This window comes from Pseudomonas rhodesiae (assembly GCF_013285305.1).
Classification (GTDB): domain Bacteria; phylum Pseudomonadota; class Gammaproteobacteria; order Pseudomonadales; family Pseudomonadaceae; genus Aquipseudomonas; species Aquipseudomonas rhodesiae.
The window spans coordinates 1,015,756-1,033,185 of the sequence record NZ_CP054205.1 but is presented as its reverse complement, the minus strand read 5'-3'; the positions used below and the strand labels follow the sequence as shown (position 1 = coordinate 1,033,185).

Annotated in this window: 22 protein-coding genes; 11 read left to right on the top strand and 11 right to left on the bottom strand. The window is 59.7% G+C overall.

Annotated elements, in window-relative coordinates:
* Window positions 1-191: 191 nt before the first annotated feature.
* The 11 genes from HRH33_RS04495 (at window position 192) to HRH33_RS04445 (ending at window position 7,282) form a co-directional block, all read left to right on the top strand.
* Window positions 192-1,115 carry a sigma 54-interacting transcriptional regulator gene (locus tag HRH33_RS04495; RefSeq protein WP_167417783.1) on the top strand — a complete coding sequence of 308 codons (924 nt, stop codon included), beginning with the start codon at window positions 192-194 and terminating at the stop codon, window positions 1,113-1,115.
* Window positions 1,116-1,220: 105 nt separating this feature from the next.
* Window positions 1,221-1,460, top strand: a complete 240-nt coding sequence (locus tag HRH33_RS04490; RefSeq protein WP_134743006.1) for a hypothetical protein — start codon at window positions 1,221-1,223, stop codon at window positions 1,458-1,460.
* Window positions 1,461-1,561: 101 nt separating this feature from the next.
* Window positions 1,562-1,930: a hypothetical protein gene (locus HRH33_RS26340; RefSeq protein WP_231980874.1), complete on the top strand. Its 369-nt coding sequence runs from the start codon at window positions 1,562-1,564 to the stop codon at window positions 1,928-1,930.
* Between the two features lie 6 nt (window positions 1,931-1,936).
* Window positions 1,937-2,734 (top strand): type III secretion system inner membrane ring lipoprotein SctJ, encoded by a 798-nt coding sequence (sctJ, locus tag HRH33_RS04480; protein ID WP_034136818.1) that lies wholly within the window; start codon window positions 1,937-1,939, stop codon window positions 2,732-2,734.
* The gene (locus HRH33_RS04475) at window positions 2,731-3,288 is read left to right on the top strand and encodes a type III secretion protein (protein ID WP_123480736.1); all 558 of its coding nucleotides are present in this window, start codon (window positions 2,731-2,733) and stop codon (window positions 3,286-3,288) included. Before sctJ ends, HRH33_RS04475 begins: the two co-directional genes overlap by 4 nt.
* A 2-nt stretch (window positions 3,289-3,290) precedes the next feature.
* Window positions 3,291-3,905, top strand: coding sequence for a type III secretion system stator protein SctL (gene sctL / locus HRH33_RS04470; RefSeq protein ID WP_167417784.1), 615 nt, complete (start codon window positions 3,291-3,293; stop codon window positions 3,903-3,905).
* 45 nt (window positions 3,906-3,950) lie between these two features.
* A complete protein-coding gene (locus HRH33_RS04465; RefSeq protein WP_167417785.1) occupies window positions 3,951-4,169 on the top strand; it encodes a hypothetical protein in 219 nt (72 codons plus the stop codon).
* Window position 4,170: 1 nt separating this feature from the next.
* Entirely contained in the window at window positions 4,171-4,563 is a 393-nt protein-coding gene (locus HRH33_RS04460; RefSeq protein ID WP_034136791.1) for a type III secretion protein, read from the top strand.
* 42 nt (window positions 4,564-4,605) lie between these two features.
* Window positions 4,606-6,720 (top strand): type III secretion system outer membrane ring subunit SctC, encoded by a 2,115-nt coding sequence (gene sctC / locus HRH33_RS04455; RefSeq protein ID WP_425326818.1) that lies wholly within the window; start codon window positions 4,606-4,608, stop codon window positions 6,718-6,720.
* Window positions 6,717-6,920: an HrpT family type III secretion system protein gene (gene hrpT, locus HRH33_RS04450; RefSeq protein WP_034136789.1), complete on the top strand. Its 204-nt coding sequence runs from the start codon at window positions 6,717-6,719 to the stop codon at window positions 6,918-6,920. The genes sctC and hrpT overlap by 4 nt, the downstream gene beginning before the upstream one ends.
* 11 nt (window positions 6,921-6,931) lie before the next feature.
* Window positions 6,932-7,282, top strand: a complete 351-nt coding sequence (locus HRH33_RS04445) for a transcriptional regulator (protein WP_167417787.1) — start codon at window positions 6,932-6,934, stop codon at window positions 7,280-7,282.
* On the opposite strand, the gene sctU is transcribed toward HRH33_RS04445, so the two are convergent.
* From sctU to sctW, 11 genes are read right to left on the bottom strand one after another with little or no spacing between them, the layout of a single operon-like run.
* A complete protein-coding gene (sctU, locus tag HRH33_RS04440; RefSeq protein WP_167417788.1) occupies window positions 7,283-8,380 on the bottom strand; it encodes a type III secretion system export apparatus subunit SctU in 1,098 nt (365 codons plus the stop codon).
* Complete coding sequence (gene sctT, locus HRH33_RS04435) at window positions 8,377-9,165, bottom strand: type III secretion system export apparatus subunit SctT (RefSeq protein WP_034136787.1); 789 nt, start codon at window positions 9,163-9,165, stop codon at window positions 8,377-8,379. The genes sctU and sctT overlap by 4 nt, the downstream gene beginning before the upstream one ends.
* 10 nt (window positions 9,166-9,175) lie before the next feature.
* The gene (gene sctS / locus HRH33_RS04430; protein WP_034095768.1) at window positions 9,176-9,439 is read right to left on the bottom strand and encodes a type III secretion system export apparatus subunit SctS; all 264 of its coding nucleotides are present in this window, start codon (window positions 9,437-9,439) and stop codon (window positions 9,176-9,178) included.
* 7 nt (window positions 9,440-9,446) lie between these two features.
* A complete protein-coding gene (gene sctR, locus HRH33_RS04425; protein ID WP_123480738.1) occupies window positions 9,447-10,100 on the bottom strand; it encodes a type III secretion system export apparatus subunit SctR in 654 nt (217 codons plus the stop codon).
* Complete coding sequence (locus tag HRH33_RS04420) at window positions 10,097-11,110, bottom strand: FliM/FliN family flagellar motor switch protein (protein WP_167417789.1); 1,014 nt, start codon at window positions 11,108-11,110, stop codon at window positions 10,097-10,099. The genes sctR and HRH33_RS04420 overlap by 4 nt, the downstream gene beginning before the upstream one ends.
* Complete coding sequence (locus HRH33_RS04415; RefSeq protein ID WP_167417790.1) at window positions 11,107-11,565, bottom strand: type III secretion system HrpP C-terminal domain-containing protein; 459 nt, start codon at window positions 11,563-11,565, stop codon at window positions 11,107-11,109. The genes HRH33_RS04420 and HRH33_RS04415 overlap by 4 nt, the downstream gene beginning before the upstream one ends.
* On the bottom strand, window positions 11,562-11,990 hold the full coding sequence (gene sctO / locus HRH33_RS04410; RefSeq protein WP_034136783.1) for a type III secretion system stalk subunit SctO: 429 nt from the start codon (window positions 11,988-11,990) through the stop codon (window positions 11,562-11,564). Before sctO ends, HRH33_RS04415 begins: the two co-directional genes overlap by 4 nt.
* Entirely contained in the window at window positions 11,977-13,335 is a 1,359-nt protein-coding gene (locus HRH33_RS04405; RefSeq protein ID WP_167417791.1) for a FliI/YscN family ATPase, read from the bottom strand. Before HRH33_RS04405 ends, sctO begins: the two co-directional genes overlap by 14 nt.
* The gene (locus tag HRH33_RS04400) at window positions 13,332-14,231 is read right to left on the bottom strand and encodes an FHA domain-containing protein (RefSeq protein ID WP_167417805.1); all 900 of its coding nucleotides are present in this window, start codon (window positions 14,229-14,231) and stop codon (window positions 13,332-13,334) included. The genes HRH33_RS04405 and HRH33_RS04400 overlap by 4 nt, the downstream gene beginning before the upstream one ends.
* A 34-nt stretch (window positions 14,232-14,265) precedes the next feature.
* Window positions 14,266-16,359, bottom strand: a complete 2,094-nt coding sequence (gene sctV / locus HRH33_RS04395; RefSeq protein ID WP_167417792.1) for a type III secretion system export apparatus subunit SctV — start codon at window positions 16,357-16,359, stop codon at window positions 14,266-14,268.
* The gene (gene sctW, locus HRH33_RS04390; protein WP_167417793.1) at window positions 16,356-17,420 is read right to left on the bottom strand and encodes a type III secretion system gatekeeper subunit SctW; all 1,065 of its coding nucleotides are present in this window, start codon (window positions 17,418-17,420) and stop codon (window positions 16,356-16,358) included. Before sctW ends, sctV begins: the two co-directional genes overlap by 4 nt.
* Window positions 17,421-17,430: the final 10 nt, after the last annotated feature.

Genomic DNA, 17,430 nt, shown 5'->3' with positions numbered 1-17,430 from the left:
CCTACTCTCCCCTGCACCGCTCTACTTAATACGTTCAGCGCCCGAAAACTATCAAACTTATCCCACATGACTTCGGCAACTAATCACCCTAAGGACCGGTGATAACTGTTATAAAATTCGCTCTATTGTGCAGAGCCTGCACGTTGTCTTTTTCGACAGTGAAGCAAGAGCGAGTATGGAGTAATCATCCGATGTCGGCGCTTGACCACATGGAAAACGAAACAAGCACTTCACTCATTGAAGACGCTGACATTGAACATGTCTTGAGCAGCACTGCCCCCCTCAACGTTGACATCCTGTTGCTGGGAGAAACCGGCACCGGCAAAGATACCTTGGCACAACGCATTCATCGGCTATCAGGGCGACGGGGCAACCTGGTCGCAGTCAATTGCGCAGCCATTCCGGAGACCCTGGCGGAGAGTCAACTGTTTGGAGTCAACAGCGGCGCGTACACCGGCGCCGTGCAATCACGGGCAGGCTTCATCGAAGCCGCGCACCTGGGCACCTTGTACCTGGATGAAATCGACAGCTTGCCGCTCTCGCTCCAGGCCAAGCTGCTGCGAGTACTGGAGGCTCGTGGCGTTGAGCGCTTGGGTTCAACCCGCTTCATTCCGGTGGATATGCGCGTTATAGCGTCTGCCCAGCAGCTGCTGCATAAAATGGTCGAGCGAGGAGCGTTCAGGCGCGATCTTTATTTCCGCCTGAATGTGGTCACCATCCAGCTCGCGCCACTGCGTGAGCGCCGTGAACGCATTATCCCTTTATTCTTGAGCATGCTCAGGCAGGAGGCCGAGCGATTCAAACGCCCACCACCTTCACCACCCTGCACGCTGCTGCTGCAACTGCTTGGCTATTCCTGGCTGGGTAACGTGCGTGAATTGCGCTCGGCCGCCAAGCGCTGCGTACTGGGACTGCCACCGCTGTGTGGGCCGGCCATGCCGGATGAAGGGGTCGAGATAGGCCTCAAGGGCCGCCTTCAACAGATTGAAAAGACGCTGATTGAAGAGTCTCTGCAGCGGAACGAACACAATGTGGACCGTGTGGCAATCGAGTTAGGCGTGGCCAAACGCACGCTTTACTACCGAATGAAACAACTCCATATTTTGTTGGATTAACCCCTAGGCAATCAACTAATAATTCGAAACATTTGCACGAAAAACTTCAGGAACGCCATCCACATCAACGGCCACATAGTTAGTGCCAGCAGCGATTCAAATATTATGAATCAAACTGGTAAACCCACTATCTTTATTGCAGGCATCTCTGGAGAACACCCAATGACGATACCCTCCAACACTGGCTATAACCCTTATCCGGTTGGCAATGGTTATGGCTCAGGCGCACCGAGTTTGGAACAAACCACCGAAGGGTCTAAAGAAGACAACAAAAAGATCGCAGAGTTGGCTCGAGAAGCTAGGTGGCAAACCGGCTTGAAGAGTGTTGCTGATACCTACCGTTAAGAATGGCCAGCTTCCCCGAGGCAATCAGTCGGGGAAGTTTTCTACACCGGCGACGCTGACCCAGCGTCGCCCTCCTGAGCCCTTGATGCAAAAGGTCTGGCATGCAAATCAAAACCGTTTTTTCCGCAGAGCATGACGACACTGGCAGCGCACACAGATCAGTTGAATATTCACCCGCACCGCCTGCCGATATCCATCTCTTCACCTCAGCCCTGGCACAGCCAACCCCCCTGGCTGCCACCACGCATCGGGCTGAACGGAGCAGCCTGCTGGCAGACGCGTCAGACGCGCTCGCCCACTCAACAGAACGCATGGGCAAAAGTTTGCGCGCCCTCAGTAAAAAAAATAACGAGCGTGCAATGCGGGACTACCCTAGCCACCTTTCCAACACCTTGCTGCTGACTCACATCCTGGTCAAGAGTGTCGGGAAAACCGCCCAAGGCCTCGATAAAATCAGCAATTTGCAGTAGATGGGCATGAAGTCCCTCCTCCCCGCTCTGCTGCTTTTATGGCTCGCCTTCATGCTGAACGGTTGCAGTGAGCGCGTCGAACTCCACCGCCAATTATCCGAACAGGAAGCCAACGAGGTCATTGCTGAATTGGCTGACAAACATATCCGCGCACAAAAAGTGCCTGCTAAAGACGGTGTTGTCGTGGTCGTCAATGCCATCGACATCGGTCGTGCCGTGCGTACGTTGGAGGCGGTCGGATTGCCCAAGGTCGCACGTACCACATTGGGCGATACGTTTCGCAAGGACGGCGTCATTTCAACACCACTGGAGGAGCGGGCTCGGTACATCTATGCCCTGTCCCAGGAACTTGAGGCGACCTTGTCGAACATTGACGGTGTCATCATCGCCCGGGTGCATGTGGTGCTTCCAGAGCGCATCGCGCCGGGAGAACCGGTGCAACCGGCCTCTGCTTCGGTTTTCATCAAGCATGATCCGCGGCTAGACCCCGATAATATCCGTTCTCGGGTTCGCCGAATGGTTGCCAGCAGCATCCCGGGAATGTCCACGGCGGTGGATAACCCGCAAAAGCTCACGGTGGTCTTCGTGCCTTCAATCGTCTATCAAGAGCAACGGCAGCTGACGTATTTCGGACCGTTCTTGATACCCGCAGATGACCTCGGTTTTTGGCGCGCCAGCATGACCCTTACGTTGGTTGCCATCGTGATGACGACGGCCGCGTTACTCTTCCTGCGCAACCGGCGACAGCGGGCAATCCAAGCTGCGGCCGGCTACTCCGATAATTCGCAAGCGACCCACCCGTGAGTGAACACCTGAGCTGGGCGCAATGGTGGGCGCGTCCTTGGAGGTCGGCGCACGATGACTGGCATACCCTCGGCGACCCAGTAATCAACGCGCTGCGCCTTATCGACGCCCCAGTGAACTGTACCGTCGAAGGGATTACCCCAGGCCTGCCCCCTGCTCCTCACCCCACGCTGCTCAAGCTGGCCTTGGCGTCGGTCTCGGAACTCGATTTCGTGCTCGACTTGATTGACAGCATTTGTAGGCCGCAAACCACCACCGCCTTGCAGGAGGATCATCACCTATGGTGCAAGCGAATTGCCAAGGCCTTGCCCCCGCAAACACTGTTACCTGCAGACGATCCTTTGCAACTGCTGCGTGCATGGGTTGAGCCTCCCGTCTGGCAACGCCTCCGATTGCGCTTTTGCTTTGCGCGTGTGCTCGAACTGGAAAGAAGCCACCGCCCATACGTCGGCGATGCGAGTCGCCTGGATACCCTGTGGCAAGCCGTGGTGTGGCGCATGACAACACCCACCAGCACTCGCGTGGTGCCTGCGCCCCACGCAATGGACGACTGACGATGCTCTGCCGACGCAAAATCACGCTGCCGCCCGACGCCCATAGCCTGTCGCACGGGCTGATTCCCAGAGAGGTGCTCGCTGACTGCACCCAAGCCGAACACCTGTTAACCCGCGCCAAGGCTCAGGCTGACGCGTTGCTCAACCGCGCACAACTCAGCCGCGAGGCGCTTTTGGAGCAGGCGGGCCAGGCGTTCTGGCAACGCGCCAACGCACAGCTGCATCGATGGGAAAACGAGCAAAAAGCATTGTGCGACAACCTGGAGCGGTACATCACAGGGGTCGTCAACCAGGCGATCAGGCACCTGCTTGACGAGACGCCGCAGCCACAACGCCTGGCAGCGCTGCTCAAGCAATTGCTGGCAAGCCAGGTACCGGAGGTGAATGCGCTCCTGTTGTGTCATCCACGGGAAATCGAGGCACTCAAACATTGCCTCAGCCGCCATGACGCCGCGCGTTGGAGAGTTCAGCCAGACGACACCATCAGCACTCAAACCCTCGTTCTGAAAACCGACGAAGGCGACTTTCACATCAATTGGGCCTCCATGCTTGCCCCGTTTTCCAAAGAAGGTGATCGGGCTCCACTGGCTGGCCTGGCGCAATCAACTTGGAACTGAATAGCCAGCACTGACCACAGAGGTGAGGTCTATCAGGAGAGAATTATGGACTTCTATAACGGCTTCAAACGTGAGCTTCTGGGCCAAGTTAAGGCTGACACCCTGCGTTATAAAACCATCGAGCAGTCCCCTGCGGAGACCTCAGAGGACATGCTGATGTTTTACGAGAGCATGTTTAAAAGGCATCACTCCGATTGGGCGTTCAACGAGCACAGCCGGGTCAACTACATGCTGTTCAAAACCGCACTGGACGGTGTGCCATAAGTTGGAAGATCAACTTATTGACTGGTTGGGCGGCGACTCAGAACAGATGCTCGTCCTCGAGAACAACGATGAAATCATCCTGAAACGTCACGGCGACGCCGTGTTGATCTGCGTTCAACTGACGTCCCGTCGGCCGGATCACGCACCGTTGCACTGTTGGCTGCGACTGGGTGCGGTCAGCCTGAATCACTTTCAAGGCTCGCTTGCCCAAGCGCCTGACAGTGGCGCGCTCTGGTTGGTCCAATGCCTGCGCACCGACCCGCACGAGACATCGTTGCTCAACAGCCTCGAAGCCCTGCTCAACCAACGCGACACGTGGCGCTCGACGGTCGCGCGCCTTGCCCTGCCGGCTCATCAATCCAAACCTACTTCGTTACGTTCGCTGTCGTATTAACCAGAGAACTCTATGTACAACAAGACCCAGAGCTATAACCGCATGCCTATTGCCTTGCCCGGAACATCGTCAAGGCTTGCCACCTGGCGTTGCCTACTCACACTCCCCTGGTTGCTGATACCTGCGCAAAGCGCCCTGGCCGCCATTCCCCCGGAATGGAAAAACACCGCCTACGCCTATGAGGCCGAACACAAACCACTACGGGAAGTCCTCGAAGACTTCGCCCAGACCTTTGGCACGCAATTGCACATCGAGGGCCTGCTGGAGGGGGACGTCAACGGCAAGATCCGCGCGAACACCCCACAGTCACTACTGGACAGACTAGGTGTCGAACACCGTTTCCAGTGGTACCTCTACAACAACACGCTTTACATCAGCACGCTGGATCAGCAGGAGTCAGCACGCCTGGAGGTCTCATCAGAGACGATTTCCGACCTCAAGCAGGCGTTGACCGATATCGGACTGCTCGATAGCCGTTTCGGTTGGGGAGAGTTGCCCGAAGACGGGGTCGTACTCGTCTCCGGCCCCAAGCGCTATATCGAACAGATCAAGCAGTTCAGCAGCCAGCGCCGCTCACCGGATGAAAAACAGAGCGTGTTGAGTTACCCGTTGAAGTTTGCCAATGCAACGGACCGCCAGGTGGATTACCGCGGAGAAAAACTCAACATTCCCGGTGTCGCCAGCATTTTACGCGGGCTGCTGGAACCACGCTCCACTTCGAAGCTTTCGGGGCTCTCGAGTCTGAGCCAGCGTCCAGCCTCACCCCCCGCGCCGCTCACACCCAACATTCCCCGGTTAGGCAACCCGTTGCTGGGCCAGATGCTCGGTGCTAACGCCAACCCGACATCACTGGACACCGGCCCCGCGCTCACCCCGCGCGCCCCGGTTTCCAACAGTCGGATCAGGGTTGAAGCCGATTTGCGCAATAACGCGGTGCTGATTTACGACTTGCCGGAACGCCAGGCCATGTACCGCGAGCTGATCACCCAACTCGATGTGGCGCGCAAGCTGGTGGAAATCGACGCGATCATCCTCGATATCGAGCGCACGCAATTGCGGGAGTTCGGGGTCAACTGGGGGTTCCAGAACAGCCGGTTCCGCGGCGGGGCCAATCTGGCCCCGGGCACGTCGTCACAGTTGTCGATCGAACACCGCGATCGCTTCTATGCGGACATTCGTGCCCTGGAGGCCAAGGGCCTGGCGACCATGGTCTCCAATCCCTCGGTGCTCACGCTGGAAAACCAACCTGCGGTGATCGACTTCAACCGCACGCAGTACCTGACGCCCGGTAGAGAGAATGCAACCATCTTGCCCGTCACTGTGGGAACCAGTTTCCAGGTGGTGCCCCGTGTGATCACCAGCCGTGGCGGCCATCAGATCCATCTGGCGGTGGATATCGAAGACGGCAACTTCGACGAGTCCAACCCCATCCCAGGCAACCTTGATGTGCGCCGCGGCAAGGTTAGTACCCAGGCGGTGATGGCGGAGAAACGTTCGCTGGTGGTCGGTGGCTTCCATGTCACTGAAAACACCGACAAACACAACAAGGTGCCGCTGCTGGGTGATATTCCGCTGTTGGGCAAGGCGCTGTTCTCCTCGACCGAACGGCAGAACAACCGGCGAGAGCGCTTGTTCATCCTGACCCCAAGGGTCATCGGCGATCAGTCCGACCCGTCACGCTACTTGCCCCAGGCCGACCAGGTTGAATTGCAGAAGGCCCTTGCGCCATTGGCCCGTCGCAATGCCCCTCACCCGCCGGTGATCAAGCGCAGCGATATCATCAGTACCCTGGCGCATTTGGTCAGCGGTGAAGTGCCTAAGCCCTTCAAGGCCGCACCGATGCCGCTGGGCTTGAATACGCTGTGCAGCACCCGCGACTTGCTGGCTCTGAACACCGAGCGTAGCCAATGGTATGCCGGCCCCGAGTACAACGTGGCAGTCGTAGTGCTGCGCAACCAGTTCAATCGCAATGTGCGTATCGACGAAAAGGAATGCAGCAACGCCCAGACCTTGGCCGTCAGCGTGTGGCCGCGTGCCTGGCTCAAGCCGGGTGAAGAAGCCGAGGTTTTTATCGCCATGCGCCCTGTGGTGAAGGATGAACACCGTAGCGTGCCGCGCCCTTCTTTGATCACTCCAGCTCAAAAGGCTATGCCATGAAACACCGCCTACTCTGCGTCACCCTGATCGCCACCGCGTTGCTCGTCGCCGGCTGCACCCCCACCTGCAAGGGCGACTCGTGCTCTCGCCCGCAATCGACCAAGGACAAAATGGTGATCTGGTGGCCACCGCAGATGCGTGTCGAGCCTGGCCCCGCCGGGGAGCGAAAAGACTATCAAACGGTCTCCCTGGAACGATGAGCGCAAAAGAAATGCCCGACGCACAACGCCAGGTGTTTCTGGACAATCTGGTGAGCGGCGCTGCTGCTCACCTGCAACTCGCTCCCGGAATCAAAGTATGCGCACTGCAAGCCGGCAAGCAGCCAGGGATGGCTTTGCTCATCGCGCGTGAAGCGCTGCAATCCGGGCAACTGCAACAGGTCCTGGAGCGACGCTTTGAGCATGCATCTCTGTACGATGGCTGCTTTGCCTACCTCGACGCCCAAAACGCTTTGGTGATTTGGCACGCGCTGCCTACGGCGCGTAACGCGCTGGACAAGATCCTCAGCCGGATGTTATCGCTGACTAACCTCAGCGCCCTGGACACGACCTCCAGCCGCTGATCAGCGCCGCTCAAGCTCCGGCAACTCCAGGGTTTCGCGTTTGGCTCCGTCATCCAGCTCACGCAAGGTCCGGTAGATCAACGCCACGGCCTGCAAGGTTTCGCGGGGAATGCTGGCACCCAGTTTTTTCTCGTAGAGCGTACGGGCCAACCAAACGCACTGGATCACCGGCACCTCGGCAGCCTTCGCCCGTACGATCAGTCGACGGGCGTCGGCGTCCGTACCTTTGCTGATCAGCAGCGGCAGCGGCGTCTTACCTGGGCGGTAATACAGGGCCACCGCAAAGTGCGTCGGGTTGACCACCAGCATATCGGCCTCCTCCAGCTTGGGCAGCTTGACCTTGGGTTCCTCCTGGGCCAGTTGCTGCGCCAACGCACGACGCTGGCCCTTCACATGAGGGTCGCCCTCCATGTCCTTGTACTCTTTGACGACCTCGACCTGGGTCATGCGCATACGCTTGGCGAAGAAATGCTTCTGTAAAGCCAGGTCGATCAGGGCCAGCACCAATAACAACCCGAGACAGGCATGCAGCAAGTGACGAAACAGGGCGATCAGCCCCAACACGTAACTGGGCAAATCGCTGGTTGCCAGGTTGATCAGAGCACCCAGCGAAGGCCAGACCACCACGTACACCACCAGGCCAATCAGGAATGCCTTGGCGATGCTCATCAACAGATTCATCACCGACTGGGCAGAGAACATTTGTTTGAGCTGGCTGACCGGATTGACGCGATTGAAATCGAGCTTCAGGGCCTCCGGGGCGAACAACAACCCGAATTGCATCCAACTGCTGATCAGCTTCGTCGTGATCGCTACCCCGACCATCAACAGGGCAAACGACGCGAACATCACCAGCCCTTCAACCATCACTTCTTCCAACGCCCGTACAAACGGCTCGTTGAAGCGCGACATCGGCAACGCCATCAATTGCTGGAAGCGCTGAAGGCTGGTTTCGGCGGTCAACAAGGCGATCTCACTGATGGCCGTGAGTACCAGTAACTTAGGGACGTCCTGACTCTGGGCGACCTGGCCCTTCTTACGTTGGTCGCGCAGTTTCTTGGCGGACGCCGGGTGCTTTTTTTCCCCCGAGTCACTCATGAGCCCGTAGCCTTGAACATCAGCCCCAGCGAGTGTTTAAGCTCGCCGAGCTGGAGCATGCGCCCCACGATCAGGTCCTGCAGCAATGCAAAGTACAACAGCACAATACCAATACCTGCCAGACACTTGACCGGCGGCGCCAGCGTACTCACCTGCAGCTGCTGGCTGTAAACCCCCAATAATGCGATGCCGAACTCCAGCAACAACAGCACCGCTATGAAGGGCGCGGCGTACAACATCATGTGCGTGAAGGTATCGCCCAGCAGGCCGACGAATACACTCATGCCATTCGGTGCGGGCAGCGGAAACCAAACGGTCGGTGGCCAGATCAAGTAGCTGTCCCAGATCACCTGGGTCAACGCGCCCAAGCCCAGGCTGACCATCAGCAGAAAAATCGCCAGCTGCTTGAATAGATGCCCGATCGGCGTGGCATCCGGCCCCAATGAAGGGTTGAGCTGGCCACCGGCCAACGCACCGCGCTGGTTGTCAAGCAACGCCCCCACGGCTTCGAACATCCAGAACGGCATCGCCAGCAACACGCCCAGCAACAGCCCGAGCGCCACCTCCTTGAGCACCAGCCCGCCGAGCATAAGCGCCGAGTAATCCTGCCCCTGCAGCGCCGCGTGAATACCCGGCGCAGGCATCAATGCCATGACCATCACAATGGTGTGCCGAGGCATCCCGCGTATGTGCTGGAAACAAAACGCCGCCACCAGGATGGCACAGGGGTAAATACGCGCCATGCCGATCAGCAGGCTGGGCAGGAATTCAAGGTAGAGCAGCACAGGCGGGGCCTCAGTTCAGGGCCGAGCGGCCGATCATGTCGAAGGTCAGGTTGATCAGTTGGATCAACTCCACACCAATCCAGCGTCCGGTCATGATCAGTGTGATACCCACCGCCACCAGCTTGATGCCAAAGGGCAACGTCTGGTCCTGGACCTGCATCAATGCTTGCACCAGAGACGTCAGCACACCGACCACCACCGCCACGATCAACGGCGGCGCCGACAACACCACCACCAGCAACATGCCTTGCTTGAACAGCACGATCGGGTCCATAAGCCACTCAGAGGTAGGAAAGGAACAGGCTGTCGAGCAGCCGCGACCAGCCGGACACCAGCACGAACAACAGCAGTTTGAGCGGCAGGGAAATGGTCATGGGTGAGACCATCTGCATACCCAGCGCCAGCAGCAGGTTGGAGACAATCAGGTCGATCACGATAAAGGGAATGTAGATCAGGAAGCCGATCTCGAAGCCGGCCTGCAACTGCGACAGCACAAAGGCTGGGATCAACAGGATCAGGTCCTCGCGCTGCACCTCTTGCGCCATCTGCGCAGGCCATAGCCGCGCCGTATTTTCCAGCAGATGGGTCAGCACATCCGGGTCCACGTTACGCAGCATGAAGGCACGCAACGGCTTGATGGCTTCTCCACCCGTCTGCAGTACCGTTTGCACGTTGCTCATGTCCAAAGGCGAGGCCTTGACGCTCTCAGCGATCTCGTACCCCACCGGCGCCATGATAAATAACGTCGCGGCCAACGCGATGCCATTGATTGCCATGCTGGGCGGCACCTGCTGCACGCCGATGGCATTTCGGGTAATCATCAGCACAATCACGATTTTCAAAAACGATGTGCAGATGACCAACAATAGGGGCATCAGCGACAGCGCCCCAAGAAAAAGCGCGAGAACGAGGGGGTCTAGCCCCTGAAGTATCATCGGCCGAACATCACGCGGGACAACTGCAACCCCAGGCGTCCGTCAACCTCCACCAACTGCCCCTGACCGATGGGGCGGTCGCCGTAATAGAGGCCCGCCATTCCCGGCGCGTAACCGGCAATACCCAGCACCGAGCCGGGCGCAAGATTACGCAGCTCACCCAACGTAAGGTTCAACGTGCCGCAGCGCACGTTCAACGCCATGCTCAATTCATCGAACGGTTCGTGGCCAAACACATCCACCACGGGCTCATCTTCCTCATATCCCGAGTAATGAGGGGCTGAAAATTCTTCGTCCACAGACGTGTCCTCGATAGAAGTAAGGGTCAGGCACAAAGCCCCGCTGGCATCGTCAATACAGCCATGCAGTCGCTGTTTGCCGACCTGTAGATACCCGTTGCCCTGGGCTTGAAAAAACGGCTGTTCAAGCATCAGCACATCGCCTGTGCGCAGACCGCGCACCTGTGCAATCGGTAACTGCAAGCGCCCAAGGGTCACGGCAATTGCCAGCTGGAATCGCGCCGGCATCGGCTCGGCGGTGTCGCGCCAGGGCCCGGCCTCGCACAACGCCAGGAAGCTGTCAGGCGTCAGCCACACAAAGCTGTCCACCCGAGAGGCCCCCAGGGTGATGCAGAGTCGGCAACCAAACCCCTTGGGACGGTCGGTTTCCAGCAAGCGCACATGCCCCAACAGCGCACTCACCTGCGGGCTAAGGTGGTGTTGGAACACAGCCCAAAACCAAGAATCCGGATCGTTGCCGGAAGGGGCCAGTGTCACCGGGCACTCGCCCAGCAGGCTGAGCACCGGCCCTGCTTGCGCGAACGCCAGCACGCCACACGCGGTCTCGAAGCAAAAGACCTCGGGCCGTGTGGGCGCTCGCCCAGGCTCCAGTCGCAATTCACCGTTCTGGCCGGCAACCTGAAACGCCAGACGCAGGCCGCGCCCCAGGCGACGGCGCGCGGCAACCGTGGTGGCCCTGATCGAAGGTAAAGTTAAGGTCGGCACTATCATGCGCACCCGACAGCCGGCAGAAGCAGATTGACCGGCAGCCCCAGCTCTCCCGAAAACCGCTCTTCACACTGTTGTCGCACGCCGCTGAGCCAGCGCGCCGTGGCGTCATGTTCCGCTTCCAGTTCGATGGTCCAGGCGTTCTGCTCACGGCGCACGCTGGCGTTGATCCGCCCCAGCCGGGGTAAATACAACACCGCCTGCAGCGGCCAGTGGGAGCCGGCCTGTATACGAGGGGCCAACTGTTCGGCGAGGGCCTGCATCATGACGGCATCGGTGGATGTCTTGACGCCTGATAAGGACGCTCCTGACCCAAAGCCTTCATCGTTATCGGCAAACAGCTGAGCGAACAATCGCCCCGGCTCCCAGACCACTTCGCCGGTAGATCCGTGCTCGCGCTCCTCACGCGCCTCACTTGGACGCGGCCGCTCGGTGGGTTTATTTGAAACCTGGGTCATGTCGGCTCCTGAGCCAGAAGGAGCGATAACTCCTGAAGTTTTTCCACTTGCCGCAGACACTCGGTGACGTGCTTCTGAGCGCTTCCAACGCGGCGTTCCTTTTCGCCTTGCTGATCTTGTAGTTGCACCAACTGGCCTTGTTCGCGCCGGGTACTGGCAGATAACGAGCGTTCCCGCGCGCCCCAGGCTTTCAACTCCTTCAGGCTCAGCACCTGCCCCTGATGCTGACTGAGCAATTCAGCACTTTTGCGCGCCTCTTCCTGTCGAGTCTGTTCAAGGGCGTCCTTGGCCCGTTGGATATGGGCGAGCAGCGCCTGCTGGGCGCGCTTGGCCTCGCGTAGCGCGCGCTCGGCACGGTCGGCTCGATGCCGGCGCAGACGTCGCAGCGTCTCCACCTCACCCTGCAATACATCAGAATGGGACATGGGCGGTGAGCTCCTTGAGTCGCTCCAGCGTGTGCGCCATCGGCGTAGGCTCGCGCAGATCCTGGCGCAGGAAACCATCGACCGCCTGACGGCTGTCCACCGCGAGGTCAGTGAGCGGGTCGCTGCCGGGTTGGTACTCCCCCAACTTGAGCATCAGCTCGATCTGTTGGTAGGCCGAGAGCAATCGTCTCAACCCGGTGCCGGCCTGGATATCTTCAGGGGCCGCGACGTTGCTCAAAATCCGTGAAAGGCTCGCCAGCACATCCACCGCCGGGTAGTGCCCGCGCTCGGCCAATTTGCGTGACAGCACGATGTGGCCGTCGAGCAGCGAGCGAACTTCATCGGCCACCGGATCGTTCATGGAATCCTGCTCGATCAGTACCGTATAGATCGCCGTGATCACGCCGTCGCGGGTCAACCCGGCACGTTCCACCAGGCGAGGCAGCAGGCTATAAACCGACGGTGGCAAGCCTCCGCGTCCCAAGGGTTCGCCGGCAGCCAGGCCGATTTCGCGCTGGGCCCTGGCGAATCGAGTCAAGGAGTCAATCAGCAGCAATACCCGCTGCCCCTTGCGACGAAAACTTTCCGCCAATGCCGTGGCGGTAAACGCGGCGCGGGCGCGCTCCATGCTGGAGCGGTCGGAGGTGGCGCACACCAGTACCGCTTTGGCGCGCAGTTGTTCGTCCAGTTCATGATCGAGAAACTCACGCAATTCACGACCCCGTTCGCCGATCAGGCCGAACACGATGACATCGCATTCGACGTTGCGCGCGATCTCGGCCAGCAAGGTGGTCTTGCCGCAACCGGCCCCGGCGAACAGGCCTACGCGCTGCCCCTCGCCCAACGTCATCAGGCCATCGATCGAACGCACGCCGGTGGCCAGCGCCCGGTTGATCCTGGGTCGCTCGGTGGGCAACGGCGCCTCACATAACACGGCTCTGGTGTCTGGCAAGTCAGCCTCGACAAAGGCGCTGGGCCCCTCCCCCGTGATCGGCCGCCCAAAGCCATCCAGCACCTGGCCCAGTAGCGCATCGCTGACCTGCACCCGATGGGAGACACCCAGGCGCTCCACGCCGGCCCCCACCCGCACGCCTTCGAGATTACCCAGGGCACTGAGTACCGCGTCCTGCTGATCGAAACCGATGATCTCGGCGAGCATGTAGTCGCCGGGGCTTTTTTCCACCTGGCACAAATCGCCGATACGCGCCTGCGGCAAGCGGCACTGCAGCAGCATGCCGTTAACGCGCTGGATGCGACCGCGCATTGTCACCGGCGCAAAACTGGCCAGTGACTGGGCCTGACGCTGTCGCCAAACCTCAAGCCGCGCTTGCACATCCAAACTCACCAACGCACCTCATAACGCTGGGCGCCATCGAAGACCACCTTGCTGTTGTCGATCAGCACCAGCCGCAGCCCTTCCACTTCGTCTCCGACAAACAGTCGGCCGCCCTCTTCCAGGACCACATGGCCATTGGGCCCGCCGACGATTTGCACAATCTTGAAAGGCAGTGCCCCATCGCGCGCGCGCACACGGCTGATCACCGGCACGGCACTGTCGAACTGCTCGCCAAAACGGGCAAGCATGCGCGCCACCAGTTCCACCTCTTCTTGGGAAACATCACCGCTGAGGGCAACCTGACCATTGATCACTTGCAGACTGACGCGCTGGTTCAACTCACGCTCGCCGAGCATCTTCAACAGTTGCTGGCGCACTTCAAACGGCGTGGCCAATTCGTGCTTTTGGACTACCGGCGGCATCAAGGAAGCCTGGGCCTCGGGCTCCCCGGTTGAAATCATGCCCATCACTACAATGATGGCCGTGATCACCAACACCACGCTGATCAGGCGCTTTTGCTGTGCTTGCGGGATGGACGACAGCGTGAACCCCCGTGCCGGTTCAGGGGCCGGGGGCGGTGACACCGATGCCGGCGCGCTAGGTTGGCGCCAGGGCTGATCGGCCAAGGTGACACACAGCTGCACCTCGCCCACCCAAAACGGTACGTTCAGCTCCAGGTTCGCGATCTGCGCCAGCATGCGCCCTTCGGCGTCTCGCAGCAGCCCCGCCTCTGCCTGCACCAACCAATTAGCGTCAGTAAAACGAAGACGCGCATGCTGCTCTTCGATCCCCGGACCGTTAAGCACCAGGTCAGCATCCGCATGAGCGCCGATGCTCCACTGCTCACCAAACAATGGCAACGCAGCGCCCTGACTCAGGCCATCAAGTACCCGCAGCTCAAACATCATAGAGCCCTCCACACAGGCCATGGCGAGATCCTCATGCCACCGCACCACGCATCAGCTCGTCCTGGCCCAGATCGATGCGCCCCATTACCTTGACCTTGGAGGTACTCGCCAACTCGGCAAACGACAACACGGCAACGTGGTTGAACTCCTCCACCAGCAGGGTACGCAGCGGGCTGCGCAGGTCTTGCGCTACCAGCAGCACGCTTTTGCTTTTGGGTCTCACGGTAAAGGCCTGATTGAGCAGGTTGATCAATGCCGCGCTGTGTTCGTCGTCCAGCGCGAAGAACACACCGGTCTGGGTCTGGCGCAGGGCTTCACGCAAAATGTTTTCACTCTGGGGCGAGAGCAGCCAGGCATGCAGCCCATCGGCTTCGCTGTACTGGTGGAAGATCTGCGCCTTGAGGGCAATACGCGCGTAGTCGGCCAGGGCTTCCGGCTCCCGCTCATGCTGACCGTACTCGATCAGCGACTCGACGATCAGCCGCACCGCCCGCAACGGCACTCCCTCACTGGCCAGGCGCTGCAGCACCGCCGAAAAGCGCGACAGCGGCATGATGCGTTGCAGTTCCTGCACCAATTCCGGCTGGTTGTGCTCCAGCCAACTGAGGATTGATTTGCTCTCCTGGATCCCAAGGAACTGCGGCCCACTGAGCATCATGGCTTGCTTCATGCGCTCGATGATCAAGGCCGTCGCGGTGAAACGCTCCAATTGCGGGTCGTCGAGCAGCGGGTCATTCGGCGGCAGCCAGATCCAGTTCTGCTCGTCACGCTCAACCGACCCGGGTATGCCATGCTCAGGCTCCACCGTCAGCGCTTTGCGATCGACCGCCAGAAGGCTGACGAGCGACGCTTTGACCATCGGCACTTCATGCACACAGAAACGCATTTCATCGTCGGGCAATGAATCATCCAGCTCGACTTCGAAGGGCGGCAGCGTCAGGCCGATATTGGCCACCAGTGCATTTCGCGACTGTCGGATCCCGTGAATAAGATCGGTCACTTCCGGCGTTCCGCGCAGGGACGGGGGGAACTGCAACAGGTACGGTCGCGATGGATCGAAGCCGCGCAAGTCCTCTCGGCCGTTCTCTTCAGGACGCACGACTTCGGTGGTTTCAGCGGCAGGTTCTGCCTGTTTCTGACGCTGGCGCATCAGGTAATAGCCCAAGGTTCCCGTGATCAGCGAGATCAGGATAAACACCCCTGTCGGCATCCCAGGCACCACGGCGAAGGCCAGCATCCCCACCGATGCAATCACCCAGCTCTTGGGCTCGCTGGTCATTTGGCGGGCGATTTCGGCCCCCATATTACTGATGCCTCTGCGCCCCTCCGGCGCCACGCGGGTGATGATCATGCCGGCCGTCAGGGAGATCAATAGCGCAGGAATCTGCGCGATCAACCCGTCGCCGATGGTCAGCACCGAGTACAACGCCATCGAGTCCGATGCACTCAACCCATGCTGGAACATGCCCGTGGAGAAACCGCCCAACAGGTTGACCACCACAATGATCAAGCCTGCGATAGCGTCGCCCTTGACGAACTTCATTGCCCCGTCCATGGCGCCGAACAACTGGCTCTCACGGGACAACTGCTCACGCTTGTCGCGTGCCTGCGCACCGTCGATCAGGCCGGCACGCAAGTCACTATCGATGGACATCTGTTTGCCTGGCATCGCATCCAGACTAAAGCGCGCCGCAACCTCGGCCACCCGCTCCGAGCCCTTGGTAATCACCAGGAAGTTGACCAGCGTAAGGATCAGGAAGATCACCATGCCCACCGCCAGGTTGCCTCCCACCACGAAGTTGCCGAAGGCCTCGACAATGTCGCCCGCATCCTGCTCCAGCAGGATCAGGCGCGTGGTCGCGATCGACAGCGCGAGTCGGAACATGGTGGTCAGCAACAGAATTGACGGGAACGAGGAAAACGCCAGCGGCCCCGGCAAGTACAACGCAAGAACAATCAACAGGCACGAGATACAGATGTTCAGCGCAATCAGGATATCCACCAGCCAGGTGGGCAACGGCACGATAAAAATGAATACGATGGCCATGACCACCACCGCGCCGAGAACTTCGGCGCGTTGGGCCACTTTAAGCAAAACACGGTTGATGGCCGACAATGCGGTCACGTCGCGGCCCTCGGCTCGCCAGCGAAGCGTGTGGGCCCACGTACACCGCGGTCCAACTCATCGATCACTAACATGAGGGCATGCAGGGTCTCATGGCGGGTCTGATTGTCCGGCCACAATGCCAGGGGCATCTGCTGCAATAGTGGATAAAGCGCGTTGAGGGCGACCAGTTGCTCAAGGGTCGGCCCACCGCCCAGATCATTGCCCAAGCGCAAGAACTCACTGGTCCCGATGCCGCTGCCGGCGTAACCCAATAGGCGCTGCAGTAATTCCACGGCGTCATGCGCGATACCCAGGCGCTCAATCAATGCACGGCAGCCAGCCAATACACCGCTCAACTGTCCGCAGCTTTGCAGGCCCAACAGTAAGGTGCGCAATACGGTCGTGGGGCTTGACGACACCAGCGCGGCAATATCGTCCGCCAAGGCTTTACGCATGATCTTGAGCCCGTCGTGAAACCGCTCGCCACCATAAACGCCCAGCAAGGCCTGCATCATTGTCGCCAGCGATTGCCGCGCTACTACGCTGGCGTAGTAGAGCGTACGCAGGGCCTGGCGCTCCTGTGGATCGATACCCGCCTCCTGCAGCGCCGAGGCGATGTTCAGCCCGGCCTGGATCTCCCCCTTGAAACGGATTTCCAGCCTGGCAATCGCATCGCGCGCCAAGTCAGCCTCGACCGGACGCGCCTCGCTGTCCGCATGGGCCGCCACATACTTGAGCACCACAAAAGCCCGGGCCGGGTCTCGCCCCGTCAGCTCCAGCAACTGTGCAACAGTGGCCTTCTTCAGCAATTGCATCCTGATTCGGCGCGCGATCGATGCCATGGTCGCCTGGGCCGGATGACCCAACTGATCGTACAGTTGCACCATATGTTCGAGGGGAGGGATGCGAAGCCCCAACTTGCGCTCGGCCAACGGTCGGAAATTGGCGTCCACTTCCTGACTGAACAAGAACGAAAGATCGTCGGCCGCCTTCTCGGGCGTCGCCACAGTAGCGGGACTTAGAACCGGTTGATCCAAGCGTTGGGGCGCTTGCACATCATTTTTGGATTCGACTTTCATGGACTGACCA

What these genes read in the sequence shown, in the direction of transcription:
- HRH33_RS04495 (WP_167417783.1), top strand. Translation starts at nt 192, where the DNA reads ATGTCGGCGCTTGACCACATGGAAAACGAAACAAGCACTTCACTCATT.
- HRH33_RS04490 (WP_134743006.1), top strand. Translation starts at nt 1,221, where the DNA reads ATGAATCAAACTGGTAAACCCACTATCTTTATTGCAGGCATCTCTGGA.
- HRH33_RS26340 (WP_231980874.1), top strand. Translation starts at nt 1,562, where the DNA reads ATGCAAATCAAAACCGTTTTTTCCGCAGAGCATGACGACACTGGCAGC.
- sctJ (WP_034136818.1), top strand. Translation starts at nt 1,937, where the DNA reads ATGAAGTCCCTCCTCCCCGCTCTGCTGCTTTTATGGCTCGCCTTCATG.
- sctL (WP_167417784.1), top strand. Translation starts at nt 3,291, where the DNA reads ATGCTCTGCCGACGCAAAATCACGCTGCCGCCCGACGCCCATAGCCTG.
- HRH33_RS04465 (WP_167417785.1), top strand. Translation starts at nt 3,951, where the DNA reads ATGGACTTCTATAACGGCTTCAAACGTGAGCTTCTGGGCCAAGTTAAG.
- sctC (WP_425326818.1), top strand. Translation starts at nt 4,606, where the DNA reads ATGCCTATTGCCTTGCCCGGAACATCGTCAAGGCTTGCCACCTGGCGT.
- hrpT (WP_034136789.1), top strand. Translation starts at nt 6,717, where the DNA reads ATGAAACACCGCCTACTCTGCGTCACCCTGATCGCCACCGCGTTGCTC.
- HRH33_RS04445 (WP_167417787.1), top strand. Translation starts at nt 6,932, where the DNA reads ATGCCCGACGCACAACGCCAGGTGTTTCTGGACAATCTGGTGAGCGGC.
- sctU (WP_167417788.1), bottom strand. Translation starts at nt 8,380, where the DNA reads ATGAGTGACTCGGGGGAAAAAAAGCACCCGGCGTCCGCCAAGAAACTG.
- sctS (WP_034095768.1), bottom strand. Translation starts at nt 9,439, where the DNA reads ATGGACCCGATCGTGCTGTTCAAGCAAGGCATGTTGCTGGTGGTGGTG.
- sctR (WP_123480738.1), bottom strand. Translation starts at nt 10,100, where the DNA reads ATGATACTTCAGGGGCTAGACCCCCTCGTTCTCGCGCTTTTTCTTGGG.
- HRH33_RS04420 (WP_167417789.1), bottom strand. Translation starts at nt 11,110, where the DNA reads ATGATAGTGCCGACCTTAACTTTACCTTCGATCAGGGCCACCACGGTT.
- HRH33_RS04415 (WP_167417790.1), bottom strand. Translation starts at nt 11,565, where the DNA reads ATGACCCAGGTTTCAAATAAACCCACCGAGCGGCCGCGTCCAAGTGAG.
- sctO (WP_034136783.1), bottom strand. Translation starts at nt 11,990, where the DNA reads ATGTCCCATTCTGATGTATTGCAGGGTGAGGTGGAGACGCTGCGACGT.
- HRH33_RS04400 (WP_167417805.1), bottom strand. Translation starts at nt 14,231, where the DNA reads ATGTTTGAGCTGCGGGTACTTGATGGCCTGAGTCAGGGCGCTGCGTTG.
- sctW (WP_167417793.1), bottom strand. Translation starts at nt 17,420, where the DNA reads ATGAAAGTCGAATCCAAAAATGATGTGCAAGCGCCCCAACGCTTGGAT.